This window comes from Rhodococcus jostii NBRC 16295 (genome assembly GCF_001894825.1).
Lineage (GTDB): Bacteria > Actinomycetota > Actinomycetes > Mycobacteriales > Mycobacteriaceae > Rhodococcus_F > Rhodococcus_F jostii.
Genome location: NZ_BCWY01000043.1, coordinates 1 through 12839 on the forward strand (window position 1 = coordinate 1; position 12839 = coordinate 12839).

Sequence of the window (12839 nt, forward strand, 5' to 3'; positions counted from 1 at the left end):
GCGCGACCGGCGCCGGTGCGGCGGTACCGGATGCGACGGCCCGGGCCGCCTCGCCGGCGAGGACGTCGGCCATCTCGTTGTAATGGTTGCCGACGTGCCCCCGGACCCAGCGGAACCGCACGGGCCCGGGACGTTCGTTGATGGCGCGGTCGATGGACTGCACCAGCGCGAGGTTCTTGACGGGGGCGCCGGCCGCCGTCTTCCAGCCCTTGCGCTTCCATCCGGGCAGCCACTCCGACGCGCACTTGATGGCGTACTGGGAATCGGACTCGATGAGGAGCGGATCGGCCCCGGGATGCGCGGTGATCGCTTCGAGCAGCGCGCGCAGCTCGGCGATCTGATTGGTCCCGGAGGGCTCGCCACCCGATTGGCTGGGACCCTCGTGATTGACCCATGCCCAGCCGATCGCCCCACCGGGGTTGCGGAGACAGGATCCGTCGGTACTCACGATGATCATGGCTGGGACTTTACGTGCGCGCTCCGACAGCCGCCGGGAGCGGTCGCCCTCACGGTCGAATACGCTGCATTCGATGACGGCTTCGCTCGAGGTGGTCGAGACCACCGTGACCGCGCGGCGTCCCCTGGACGTCGCGATGACGGTGCAGCCTCTGCAGCGCGGCAAGGGCGATCCCTGCCACCGGCGGGCGGCCGACGGCTCGATCTGGCGGACGTCGGTGCAGAAGTCGGGTCCGGTCACGTACCGCCTCACCCAGACCGATCGGCACACGGTGCGATGTCAGGCCTGGGGTGACGGCGCCCGGGAGTTGGCCGCCGGGCTCGGCCGCCTCGTCGGCAACCACGACGAGTGCGAGGACTTCGCCCCCGATCATCCGATCCTCGTCGAGGCGCATCGCCGATTCCCGCACCTGCGCCTGGGCCGCACCGACCGGGTGATGGAGGCGCTCGTGCCCGCGATCCTCGAGCAGCGGGTGCACGGCATCGCGGCGTTCGCCTCGTGGCGGCGGCTCGTGTGGAAGTTCGGCGAGCCCGCGCCCGGCCCCGCCCCGGACGGGATGCGGCTGCCCCCGACCGCGGACGTGTGGCGGCGAGTTCCGTCGTGGGAATTCCATCGCGCCAACGTCGACCCCGCCCGGTCCCGCACGATCGTCCGCTGCGCGCAGGTCGCCGACCGGCTCGAGAAGATCGTCGACCTCCCCCGCGAGGAGGCGAACCGTCGCCTGATGTCCGTTCCGGGCGTCGGGATCTGGACTGCCGCGGAGGTGTCGCAACGCGCGCTCGGCGACCCCGACGCCCTGTCCGTCGGCGACTATCACCTGGCCGCGATGGTGGGATGGTCGTTGCTCGGCAAGCCCCTCGAGGACGCCGAAATGGTGGAGTACCTGGCTCCACTCCGGCCCCATCGCCATCGCGCGGTGCGACTGCTGGAGGTGAGCGGGCAGGCCGTCAAACCCAAGTTCGGTCCCCGCACGGCTCTCGTCGACCACAGCTGGCACTGACCCGTCCGTTGCACCTCGATATCGTTCCGCGGCGCCACCCATGAACACCTGTTCAAGTGTTCATACGAGAAACTAGACTCCGAAGGACCAGCTGCCGGCCGGAGGAGACGCCGTGGAACCCGTAGCGATGCACATGAGCGACGGCTTGATCAATGCGCCGACCTCACTCCTGTTCGTCGTCGTCGCCGTGCTGGGACTGTCGGTTGCCGCCTGGCGCGCGCGGTCGGAACTCGACGAACGCACCGCGCCGATGGCCGGCCTCGTGGCAGCGTTCGTCTTCGCGGTCCAGATGGTCAACTTCCCGATCCTCCCCGGTGTGAGCGGACATCTCCTCGGTGGCGCGCTCGCCGCGATCCTCGTGGGCCCCTTCACCGGCATGCTGTGCGTCTCGATCGTGCTGATCGTGCAGGCCCTGCTGTTCGCCGACGGCGGGCTGACAGCGCTGGGGGCGAACATCACCAACATGGCGATCATCGGGGTGGTGGTCGGCTACGGGGTCGCGGTGGCGCTGCGTCCGCTCGTCACACGCCGGGAGCGAATGGACGTCCGAGTCCTCGGCGGGCTCGCGTTCGCCGCGGCCCTGTGTGGCACCGCCGCCGCGTCGATGGGCTTCGTGCTGGAGTACGCGATCGGCGGTCAGGCCGCGTCCGCCGACTCGACGTCACTGGGTGCGGTGGCGGCCTACATGCTGGGGGCACACGTGCTGATCGGCATCGGGGAGGGCCTCATCACCGCCCTCACCGTGACCGCCGTCGCGAAGACGCGACCCGACCTCGTGTACCTGCTGCGGACGGCACCGCGGCGAGCGGAGGTGCAGGCATGATCTCCCTCCGCCGCTTCCTGATCGGGTTCGCGCTGGTGGCACTGCTCGTCGCCGGTGCCGTCTCGTACCTCGCCAGCTCGAGCCCGGACGGTCTGGACGCGGCGACCACACGCGGGTGCGACACCGTGGAGACCGATACCGGGGAGACGCTCGTGGGCGACTGCATCGCCCGGAACGCGTCCGCCCACCACCTGTCGGAGTCGCCCCTCGCCGACTACACGGTGGCAGGACGGCCGCATCTCACCGGGGTGGCCGGAGTGATCGGCGCGAGCGCGACGTTCGTTTTCGCGGGTGGCCTGTTCTGGCTCCTCGCCCGCGCGCGGCGGAACCGAACGAGCCCCTGACCGTGGGAGCAGGTCACGCCCATCCCCTGTACCTCGACGGCGCTTCCCCGGTCCACCGGCTGCCCGCCGAGGTCAAGATCGTGTGCGCCGTCGCGTTCGTCTTCGCGGTGGTCGCGACGCCCCGCGAGGTGTTCTGGGCGTTCGCCGCGTACCTGGCGATTCTGATCGTGCTGTGGCGGATCGCCGGCATCTCCCTCCGCTGGATCGGACCGCGGATGCTGATCGAGTTGCCGTTCGTGACACTCTCGGTGCTGCTGCCGTTCGCCGAGGGCGGCGCGCGCGTCACCGTCCTCGGATTGTCGCTGTCGATCCCCGGCCTGTACGCGGCGTGGGGCATTCTCGTGAAGGGCACTCTCGGTGTGCTCGTCTCGCTGACACTCGCCGCGACGACGCCGGCCCGGGATCTGCCGCTGGGTCTGGCGCGGCTGCGCGTGCCCGCGATGCTCACCACGATCGTCGTCCTGATGCTGCGATACCTGGATCTGCTCACCGCCGAGATCGAGCGGATGCGCACCGCCCGGCTGTCCCGCGGTGACGACCCCCGCACGTTCCGGCAGATCGGTGCGACCGCCCGGGGCGTCGGCGGATTGTTCGTGCGTTCCTACGAACGCGGCGAGCGCGTGCATCTGGCGATGCTGTCGCGGGGCTTCACGGGTGCGGTTCCCACGATCGGGGCGCCCCCGGCGACCGCTGCGACGTGGCGGCGGGGCCTCACTCCCGCCGCGGGTGCGGTGGCGATCTGCGTCAGCGCGTGGGTGCTCCGATGACCGCGGCCGTGAGTCTCGAGGGCGTCTCGTTCGCGTATCCCGACGGCCGGGCCGCACTCGAGGGGATCTACCTCACCGTCGAACGCGGCGAGCGGGTGGCCGTCCTCGGCCCGAACGGTGCCGGCAAGACCACGCTGATGTTGCACCTCAACGGCATTCTGACGGCCACGGACGGCTGCGTCACGGTGGGCGGTCTCGCGCTGTCACGTGACGCCGGCCGGGACACCCTCCGGGAGGTCCGGCGGCGGGTCGGCATCGTCTTCCAGGACCCCGACGACCAGCTGTTCATGCCCACCGTCGCGCAGGACGTCGCGTTCGGTCCCGTCAATTTCGGGGTCACCGGGACGGCACTCGACGAGCGGGTCCACGACGCACTGGCGGCCGTCGACATGACGGCGCACGCCGACCGCAATCCGGCGCACCTCTCGGTGGGTCAGCGTCGCCGTGTCGCATTGGCGACCGTCCTGGCGTGCGCCCCGGACGTGCTGGTACTGGACGAGCCGTCGAGCAACCTCGACCCTGTCGCACGACGCGAACTGGCCGAGGTGCTGCTGGGTATCGACACCACACACCTGCTGGTCACCCACGACCTTCCGTACGCGGCCCAGTTGTGCACGCGCGCCGTGATCCTCGACGAGGGGCGTCTGGTGGCCGACGGTCCGATCCTGGAACTGCTCGGCGATCCCACTCTGCTCGCCGCCCATCGCCTCGAGTTGCCCTGGGGTTTCCGGCTTCCCGCGACGGACCCTCCTTCGCCGGGCGAACGACCCGTGACACCGCCGATCAGGTAGCCGACGATGGGGAGACAGAGCTTCGCCCCGCACTCCGACCGGAGGTCAGCGATGTCCACTCCCGCCCCCGACGCCGCCGCCGTGTCCCAGCGCATCTTCGACGCGTCGCTCGGCGCGATCGACCTGCTCGCCGTCCATCTGGGAGACCGTCTCGGCTGGTACCGCAGTCTGGCGTCGGAGGGTCCGGCGACCGCGGACGAACTGGCGGAACGCACGTCGACCCATCCGCGGTACGCGCGGGAGTGGCTCGAACAGCAGGCCGTGTCGGGACTTCTCACGGTGGACGCGTCGGAGCCGCGGACATTCACCCTTCCGGCGGGCGCCGCCGAAGTGCTCACGGACGAGGAGAGTCTCAACTATCTTGCACCGCTGGCGCGCATCTTCGTCGCCGCGACCACGCAGATGCCCGCACTCCTCGAGGCGTATCGGACGGGCGGCGGCGTGGGCTGGGCGCAGTACGGTGCGGATGCCCGTGAGTCGCAGGCCGATATGAATCGGCCGTGGTACGAGCAGGTTCTGCCCGGCGCACTGGCGTCGGTTCCCGAGGTGGACGCGCTGCTCCGGACGCCCGGGGCCACCATCGCCGACGTCGGATGTGGTGGCGCCTGGTCGACGATCGCGCTCGCGCGCGCCTACCCGGACGCCCGGCTCCACGGCTACGACATCGACACCGCGACCGTGGAACTCGCGAGGTCGAATGTGGATGACCGGCCGGATGTCGCGGATCGGATCACGATCACCGAATCGGACGCGGCGGGAATTCCGGCGGGCAGCTGCACAGCGGCGTTCGCGTTCGAGTGCATCCACGACATGCCCGCACCGGTCGAGGTGCTGTCCGCCGTCCGCAGGGCACTGGCACCGGGCGGCGCGGTGATCGTGATGGACGAGGCGGTGGACGACGAGTTCTCCGCGCCCGGTAGCGACCTCGAGCGGCTGATGTACGGATTCAGTCTCACCGTGTGCCTTCCGGACGGCATGAACCACACGCCGAGCGCCGGCACCGGAACGGTCATGCGCCCGAGCACATTGCGCGGCTACGCCGAGGCCGCCGGTTTCGGCTCCATGGACGTCCTGCCCATCGAGGATTTCGGATTCTGGCGGTTCTATCGACTCACGGTGTGAACCCCCGATACGCACGTATTTTCCGGAAAGGCCGAAAACTGGGGCGTCCGAGGGGGGAAGATGTCTGCAGTAGGCAGGTTACGGACGCTTTCGCCGGTCGGGGCAACTGTGGAGCGCCAGGTCGAACCAGATTTGTCGTTTGTCATCCGCTACTACGCATGGGAAACACCATGAAACTGCATAGAGTGACAGCGCTTGCAGCGCTATTGATCGCCACCCTGTGTGTCGGAGTGGGTACCGCGTATGCCGCTCCCACTCCACCCGATCAGGCCGTCGTCTCGCACACCAGCCTGAGCCCCGACGGCCGGTCGGTCGGTACCGCCATCGAAACAGGGCTCTTCACGCTGTCGAGGACGGCCGCTGCCGTGGACATCGTCAACGATGCCGGAACTCCGGTGGGCACGATCCCACTGCGCTACTCGATCGCCGGTGTGCAGTTCGCGATCGATCCACTCATCACCGACGCCGGCCGGTTCCTGAGCCTGACACCCACGACGACCCCCGTCGCGGGAACACTGGCGCTCACCCCGGTCGACAGGGATTCCGCGTACGCCAACATGGTCGAGCAACTCCAGATCGGCTGGGACAACGGCGGCAGCACCGCGACCGCGATCGGTGCGGGCATCGGGTTCGTCGCCGGATGCATCTTCCTCATCCTCGGCGGGTGCCTCCCCGGTGCCGCGGTAGGCGCAGCGATCGGCGCCGTCACCGGTATCAGCAACGCGAACCCCGCTGCGACACCGGCGGTATACGAATTCCTCGGAACCCTGTAGCAGGGATTCCGTCTGACTCCGAAGACGATTTCGGGAGGGCTATGGGTTAGTTCGTACACGGGGAGCATCACCGCGCACCCACATTTACATGTAGCCGTTCCGGTTTTCCAGCGAATATGGTCCACGCACAACGATGTTCGGTGCACTCAGGTGGGGGCCGTGTTCGTCCTACGACATGGTGGGAAATTCCATGAAACTCTTGAGAACTCTGGCATTGTCCATACTCGTCGTCTCCGCGATGGCCGTCGGGGCGGGAACGGCGTATGCCGATCCTGCACCTCAGGGAATCGACTGGTCGCAGCCGCTGCTGACCCCGGCCGCCGACGGCGGCAGCAGCCAGGTGGCCGAGCAGTTCTTCCCGGAGAACGATTCCAAGCAGGACGCCTTCGACAAGATGACCAACGAGATCAATACCGGCTGGAACAACGCGGGCCTGCAGGGCATGGCGATCGGTTCCAACGTGGGCATGGCCATCGGGTGCGTGTCGATCTTCCCCAACTTCATCGCCGGCTGCATCGTCGGTGCCGTGGTCGGCACCATCGCCGGCGCCGTCATCGGCATCGGCGTGGGTAATCCCAATGCGCAGCCGGCCGTAGAGCAGTTCTTCGCCACACCCTGAGCGAAGAGCGAGCTGCAGCCCCGGCCTCACTCGGGCCGGGGCTGCGGCGCGCTGTCAGCCCACGACTCCCTGGCTGCGCATCTGCGCGATGTCCTCCGCCGACCAGCCCAGCTCCGCGAGGATCGAATCGGTGTGCGCGCCGAGTGCCGGCACGTCGCCCATCCGCATCTCCACGTCGGAGTACGTCATCGGGGGCAGCATGGCCCTGATCGGGCCGGCCTCGGTGCCGATGTCACGCCAGCGGTCGCGCTGCTCGAGCTGCGGGTGCTCGATCAGTCCGCCCATGTCGTTGAGCTCCGCGGCCGGGATTCCGGCGTCCGAGAGGGCGTCGTCGAGGGCGGCGCTCGTGAAGCGTTGCGTTTCCTCGGCCACGAGTGCGTCCACCTCGGCCCGGTGCTGCACGCGCAGCATGTTCGTCGCGAATCGGGGGTGGTCGGCGAGGTCGGGGCGTTTGAACACGTCGGTCACCAGCTGCCGCCAGCCGCGGTCGTTCTGCACACCGATGAGGATCTGCCCATCGAGGGTGGGATACGCGTCGTAGGGGACGATCGCGGCGTGCCCGAGCCCGACCCGCGGAATCTGCTTGTCGGCGTACATCTTCATGTACATCGGGTGGCCCAGCCACTCGGCGGTGGCGTCGAACATGGACACGTCGATCCGCGCCCCGACCCCGGTCCGGCTCCGCCGGAACAGGGCGCTCAGAATCGACGTCAGCGCGTACATGCCCGCCGCGATGTCGGACACCGGGACACCCGTCTTGGTGGCGGTGTCGGGGGTGCCGGTCACCGAGATCATTCCCGTTTCGGCCTGCACCAACATGTCGTACGCCTTGCGTTCGCGCCGAGGGCCCGCCGACCCGTAGCCCGACATGTTCACGACGATCAGCTCTGCGTGGTCGGCCCGCAACTCGTCCGCCCCGAACCCCAGCCGGTCGGCGGCATCGGGTGCGAGGTTCTGGACGAAGACGTCTGCGTTCGCGATCAGCTTCGCGACGGTGTCGCGCCCGACCTCCGACTTCAGGTCGACGCCGAGCGACTCCTTCGCCCTGTTCAGCCACACGAAATGCGACGCTTGCCCGAAGACGGCGTCGTCGTAGTTGCGGGCGAAGTCACCCTCCCCGACCCGCTCGATCTTGATGACCCGCGCACCCATGTCCGCGAGATGGCGGGTGGCGAGCGGAGCGGCCACGGCCTGCTCGAGTGCCACGACGGTGATGCCGTCGAGCGGCAGCAGTCCGGGGTCGTTCTCCATGTCGGGTTTCACCTTTCCTGTTCGGCTCCCGTGTGATCGTGATTGTGATAGTGCGTGGCCCCGATCGTGTGCAGCAATTCGTGCACGGTGTCGTCGGTGAGCCGGTACCGCATCGAGCGGCCGTCCCGCGTCGCCGACACCCATCCCTGATTGCGGAGCAGCCGCAGGGCGTGGGAGACGGCGGTCCCGGTCATGTCCAGTGCCGCCGCCAGGTCGCCGACGCAGATGTCGGGGGCGTGGTGCAGGCACAGCAGCAGTCGCAGGCGGTTGCCGTCCGACAGCAGTTCGAACCGGTTGGCCCAACCGTCGATGTCGGGGGTGTGCAGTGCCGCCGCTGCACGCTGAACGTCCTCGGGGTTCAGGGCGGGGGTGGCGGCCATCACGTCAGTCTACAAACGCCGCGAACCCGCCCGGCCGTGCATCCATAGGCGATTCCTCACTGTCCGTTCGGCGCTGTGACTTTGTTTCCACAGTCACGCGGGTGGTCGACTGGCAGGACGCGTCACCCGGTTCCCCGGCGGCGTCGACCAGTCATCGAGGAGCGTGATGTGAGCGGTCTGCATCTTCCCCAGCGCGTGCGTGACCATGCCGCCGAGCGGCCCGGAGCACCCGCCGTGACGTGGGGTGACACCACCCTGACGTACGCGGAGCTCGACTGGCGGACCAATCGGATCGCAACGGCGTTGTCGGCGTTGACAACCGACGGCGGACGGGTCGGGGCACTGCTGCGGATGCGCACCGAGGGTGCCGAGACGTTCGTGGCCGCCGCCAAGTCGGGGCGAGTGTTCGTCCCGCTCAACTGGCGCCTCCACGCCCCCGAGGCGGCCGCGATCGCGGTCGATGCCGAGATCGAGGTGCTGATCGTCGAATCCGAATTCCGTGCGGCAGCGGACGCCGTCCGCGAGGCGCTCCCCGATGTGGTGGTCGTGCTCGTCGACGCGGCCGACGGCGACGCCCTGCCGCCGGGCACGTGGACGTGGGACCGCCTGCTCAGGTCGGGTACCGCCACCGACCCGGGGCTCGGGGACGACCCCGACGCCGCGGTGCTGCAGCTCTACACGTCGGGCACCACCGGGTCGCCGAAGGGTGTGGTGTCCACGCACCGCAACCTGCACAACCAGCCGGACGGCCAGCAGATCTACCGCTGGAAGCCCGACTCGGTGGCACTCGACGCCATGCCGTTGTTCCACATCGCCGGTGCCGGCTGGCTCAGCACCTGCCTGTCCGCCGGCGTGCACGTGGTGCTGCTCGGCACCTTCGACGCCGCAGAGGTCGCCGGGCTCGTCGCGCGGCACCGGATCACCCACGCCTTCCTGGTGCCCTCGACCATTCAGATGCTCCTCGACCTGCCGGACCTCGACCGGGTCGACGTGTCGAGCCTCGAGCTCGTCGCGTACGGTTCGTCGCCGATCACCACTACCCTGCTGCGGCGGGCGATCGATCGTCTCGGCTGCGGATTCGTGCAGCGCTACGGGATGACGGAGACGACGGGTTCGGTCACCGCGCTCGCCGTCGAGGATCACGATCCGACAGGGCCGCGCGCGCACCTGCTGCGCTCGGCGGGCCGACCCATGCCGGGTGTGGAGATCGAGATCCGGGACGTCGTGACGGGCGCCCGGCTCCCGGTGGGTGAGTCCGGCGAGATCGTGTGCCGCTCACGCAACAACGTCGCCGGGTACTGGCGCCGGCCGGAAGCGACGGCGCAACTCCTCACCGACGACGGGTTCCTCCGGACCGGCGACGCCGGGCACATCGACGAGGAGGGATACCTGTTCGTCACCGACCGGGTGAAGGACATGATCATCACCGGCGGCGAGAACGTCTACCCGGTGGAGGTCGAATCGGTGCTCGCCGAGCATCCGGCGGTGGCCGAGGTGGCGGTGGTCGGTGTGCCGCACCGGACCTGGGGTGAGTCCGTCACCGCGGTCGTCCGGCTGGTGGATCCGGCGGTGGTACCGGACGAGCAGGAACTGATCGCCTTCACCGCGGAGCGGCTCGCGTCGTACAAGAAGCCGCGGGAGATCGTCTTCGTCGCCGAACTGCCCCGGGGAGCGAGCGGGAAGATCCTCAAACGCACCCTGCGCGACACACTGCGCGACGCGGAGGTGTCCTCGTGATCGTCACCGAGGACATCGGCACCGTCCAGCGCGAGGCCTGGGCCGACGGCGTCCTGCCGCCGGTCGAGCAGGTCCGCCCCGGCCTGTGGTCGATCCCGGTGCCGATGCCACGAAACCCGTTGCGCTACGTCCTGATCTACGCGCTCGCACTGCCCGACGGCCTCGCGCTGATCGACGTCGGCTGGGATTCCGAGGAGTCCTGGCGGGCCCTCGTCGACGGCATCGCGCAGACCGGACACCACGTCACCGACGTCCGGTTCGCTGCGATCACCCATCTGCACCCCGACCATTTCGGTCTCGCGCCCCGACTGCGGGAGGTCAGTGGGGCGGCGCTGGCCATGCACCACGCGGACGCCGCCCTGCTCGGCCACCATTCACCGGCGGACGTCGCCGACGACGAACAGACGTGGAACACCCAGCTCGCTCAGCTCGGGGCCCCCACCGGCATCCTCGCCGCCGCCCGCGTCGACCTCGTCCGGTTGGGGCCGGGCGAATCCCTGGATGTCGTACTCGGCGACGGCACGGCGCTGGACCTGCCCGGCTGGGACCTGCGGGCCGTGTGGACGCCGGGACACACTCCCGGTCACCTGACCTTCGTGGACGACACGAACGGACTGATGTTCAGCGGCGACCACATGCTGCCCCGCATCAGCCCCAACATCTCCACCGTCCCGGGCGAGCTGGAGAACCCGCTGCACCGCTATCTGCTGTCACTGCACGCCACCACGTCGATGCCGGACGGTGAGGTGCTGCCCGCCCACGAGTACCGGTTCCGGGGGATCGGGGACCGCGCCCGGCAGCTGATGGACCATCACGAGGACCGCTTCGGGGAGATCCTCGCGGCGCTGGACGCCCACCCCGAATCGACGGCCTGGGAGATCTCGACGCGGATCTCGTGGTCGCGGCCGTTCGACACCATGTCCGACCGGCTGCTCCGGCTCGCGGTCCGCGAAACCCACGCCCACCTGCTCGTCCTGGCCGACCGCGGGAGCATCCGCTCGCTCGGCGGCATCCCCGAACGCTGGACCACCGCACACGCGCCGGTCCCTGCTCCCACCCCGTAAAGGAAGACATCCATGAGTGTGGTTCTCACCGAATTCACCGACGGCGTCGCCGTCATCACCCTGAACCGGCCGGAGGCGAAGAACGCCGTCGACCTCGAGGTCGCGAAGGCACTCGCCGCGGCGATCGACGAGTTCGAGGCGCGGTCCGACCTGACGATCGCGATCCTCACCGGTGCCGGAGGAACGTTCTGCGCGGGTATGGATCTCAAGGCGTTCACGCGCGGGGAGCGGCCGTCGCTGCCCGGGCGCGGGTTCGGCGGACTCACCGAGGCGCCCCCGACGAAGCCGCTCATCGCAGCGGTCGAGGGCTGGGCGCTGGCCGGCGGTTGCGAGCTGGCGCTGTCGGCCGACCTGATCGTGGCCGCCCGCGACGCCAAGTTCGGAATCCCCGAGGTCAAGCGGGGGCTCGCCGCCGCCGCTGGCGGGCTGCTGCGACTGCCGAAGGTGCTGCCCTACCCGATCGCGATGGAGATGGCGATCACCGGCGATCCCCTCACCGCCGAGGTCGCGCACGCGCACGGACTCGTCAACCGGGTCACCGAGCCCGGACAAGCCCTGGCCACCGCCCGCGAACTGGCGGCGCGGGTCGCCGCGAACGGCCCCCTCGCGGTGCGGGCCACCAAACAGGTCGTCGCGATGTCGGTCGGCTACACCGACCCCGACGCCTTCACCGCGCAACGCCGCTTCCTCGACCCGGTGTTCGCGTCCGACGACGCCCAGGAGGGTGCACGTGCCTTCGCGGAGAAACGCCCGCCGGTGTGGCGTGGCCGCTAGCCGCGCGTTCGGGCCGGACCGCATGTCCGCTTCCGTACGATGACCGCGTGGACCTGCATCTCGTCACCTACTTCGTCGCGGTAGTCGATCACGGCGGGATCACCAGGGCCGCGCAGTCCCTCTACATCTCGCAACCGTCGCTGTCGCAGGCCATCCGCACTCTGGAACGTCGGCTCGGGGTCACCCTGTTCGATCGCACCGGTCGGCGTCTCGAGCTGACCGAGGACGGGCGGACGCTCGATGTGGCGGCCCGGCGCATCCTCGCCGACGTCGAGCGCGCCAAGGCCAAGGTCGCGGCGGTGCGGGAACTCGTCTCCGGCCGTGTCGACGTCGTCACCTACTCGGCGTTCTCGATCGATCCGATCGTCGACCTGGTGCGCCGGTTCCGTGAGGAGTACCCGCACGTCATGGTGCGTGTCATCGACGGCGACGGCCCCACCGGCGTCCTCGGTGCGCTGCGCCGCGGCGAGGCCGAACTCGGGGTGATCGATATGTCCGTCGACCACAGTGCCCTGCGGTCCGTCCCGATCGGCGACCAGGAGTTGGTGCTCGCCCTGCCCGACGAGCTCGCCGAGTCCCTCCCCGATCCGGTGCCCCGCTCGGCCCTCCGTGACATTCCGCTGATTCAGGATCTCGGGGACAAGAGCAACGCTGCGTTGATCGCGGAGCTCGTCGGCGGCACCGCGAACGTCGTCATCGACTGTGCGCATCCGAGCGCCTCGTGGGAGCTGGTGATGCGGGGCGCCGGGGCCACCGTCCTGCCCCGCCTGGTCGCCGAGGAACAGTTGCGCGGGGTCTCGATCCGGTCGCTGTCGCCGAAGCTGACCCGCCCGGTCGGTCTCGTCCAGCGGTCCGGCCCGGGGTCGCCGGCTGCGGCGGCGTTCGTCGAGATCGCGCAGAACACCCGGACCACCGGCACGCGAGCGAGGAACTGAGC

15 protein-coding genes are annotated in these 12839 nt (G+C 69.4%); 12 read left to right on the forward strand and 3 right to left on the reverse strand.

From position 1 onward, the window contains the following. Window positions 1-457: ribonuclease H family protein (locus tag RJ1_RS25560; protein ID WP_073365118.1), on the reverse strand; the 457-nt coding region annotated here is incomplete at its 3' end. A 73-nt stretch (window positions 458-530) separates the two neighbouring features. On the opposite strand from RJ1_RS25560, the gene RJ1_RS25565 reads away from it, so the two are divergent. The 8 genes from RJ1_RS25565 (at window position 531) to RJ1_RS25600 (ending at window position 6696) form a co-directional block, all read left to right on the forward strand. Continuing rightward, window positions 531-1457 carry a DNA-3-methyladenine glycosylase family protein gene (locus RJ1_RS25565; RefSeq protein ID WP_073365120.1) on the forward strand — a complete coding sequence of 309 codons (927 nt, stop codon included), beginning with the start codon at window positions 531-533 and terminating at the stop codon, window positions 1455-1457. Between the two features lie 127 nt (window positions 1458-1584). Continuing rightward, the gene (locus RJ1_RS25570; protein WP_073365122.1) at window positions 1585-2280 is read left to right on the forward strand and encodes an energy-coupling factor ABC transporter permease; all 696 of its coding nucleotides are present in this window, start codon (window positions 1585-1587) and stop codon (window positions 2278-2280) included. Then, the gene (locus RJ1_RS25575; RefSeq protein ID WP_073365124.1) at window positions 2277-2624 is read left to right on the forward strand and encodes a PDGLE domain-containing protein; all 348 of its coding nucleotides are present in this window, start codon (window positions 2277-2279) and stop codon (window positions 2622-2624) included. The genes RJ1_RS25570 and RJ1_RS25575 overlap by 4 nt, the downstream gene beginning before the upstream one ends. A 2-nt stretch (window positions 2625-2626) precedes the next feature. Beyond that, window positions 2627-3391 (forward strand): cobalt ECF transporter T component CbiQ, encoded by a 765-nt coding sequence (cbiQ, locus tag RJ1_RS25580; protein WP_073365126.1) that lies wholly within the window; start codon window positions 2627-2629, stop codon window positions 3389-3391. Then, window positions 3388-4182, forward strand: a complete 795-nt coding sequence (locus RJ1_RS25585; protein ID WP_073365129.1) for an energy-coupling factor ABC transporter ATP-binding protein — start codon at window positions 3388-3390, stop codon at window positions 4180-4182. Before cbiQ ends, RJ1_RS25585 begins: the two co-directional genes overlap by 4 nt. Before the next feature lie 51 nt (window positions 4183-4233). Further along, on the forward strand, window positions 4234-5304 hold the full coding sequence (locus RJ1_RS25590) for a class I SAM-dependent methyltransferase (protein WP_073365131.1): 1071 nt from the start codon (window positions 4234-4236) through the stop codon (window positions 5302-5304). A gap of 170 nt (window positions 5305-5474) precedes the next feature. Beyond that, window positions 5475-6077, forward strand: coding sequence for a DUF8020 domain-containing protein (locus RJ1_RS25595; RefSeq protein ID WP_073365221.1), 603 nt, complete (start codon window positions 5475-5477; stop codon window positions 6075-6077). 190 nt (window positions 6078-6267) lie between these two features. After that, entirely contained in the window at window positions 6268-6696 is a 429-nt protein-coding gene (locus RJ1_RS25600) for a hypothetical protein (protein WP_073365223.1), read from the forward strand. A gap of 54 nt (window positions 6697-6750) precedes the next feature. Here the strand turns inward: RJ1_RS25600 and RJ1_RS25605 are convergent, their stop codons facing one another. Next, window positions 6751-7959, reverse strand: coding sequence for a CaiB/BaiF CoA transferase family protein (locus RJ1_RS25605; protein ID WP_083400636.1), 1209 nt, complete (start codon window positions 7957-7959; stop codon window positions 6751-6753). Next, window positions 7956-8327 (reverse strand): ArsR/SmtB family transcription factor, encoded by a 372-nt coding sequence (locus RJ1_RS25610; protein ID WP_073365133.1) that lies wholly within the window; start codon window positions 8325-8327, stop codon window positions 7956-7958. Before RJ1_RS25610 ends, RJ1_RS25605 begins: the two co-directional genes overlap by 4 nt. A gap of 168 nt (window positions 8328-8495) precedes the next feature. Here RJ1_RS25610 and RJ1_RS25615 point away from each other — a divergent pair, with 168 nt between their 5' ends. Genes RJ1_RS25615 through RJ1_RS25630 form a run of 4 tightly spaced genes read left to right on the forward strand, consistent with a single transcriptional unit; the run spans window position 8496 to window position 12837 of the window. Then, window positions 8496-10064 (forward strand): long-chain-fatty-acid--CoA ligase, encoded by a 1569-nt coding sequence (locus RJ1_RS25615; protein ID WP_073365135.1) that lies wholly within the window; start codon window positions 8496-8498, stop codon window positions 10062-10064. Further along, window positions 10061-11128 (forward strand): MBL fold metallo-hydrolase, encoded by a 1068-nt coding sequence (locus tag RJ1_RS25620; RefSeq protein WP_073365137.1) that lies wholly within the window; start codon window positions 10061-10063, stop codon window positions 11126-11128. Before RJ1_RS25615 ends, RJ1_RS25620 begins: the two co-directional genes overlap by 4 nt. A 12-nt stretch (window positions 11129-11140) precedes the next feature. Then, entirely contained in the window at window positions 11141-11902 is a 762-nt protein-coding gene (locus tag RJ1_RS25625; protein ID WP_073365139.1) for a crotonase/enoyl-CoA hydratase family protein, read from the forward strand. Between the two features lie 47 nt (window positions 11903-11949). Then, entirely contained in the window at window positions 11950-12837 is an 888-nt protein-coding gene (locus RJ1_RS25630; protein ID WP_073365141.1) for a LysR family transcriptional regulator, read from the forward strand. Window positions 12838-12839 lie beyond the last annotated feature (2 nt).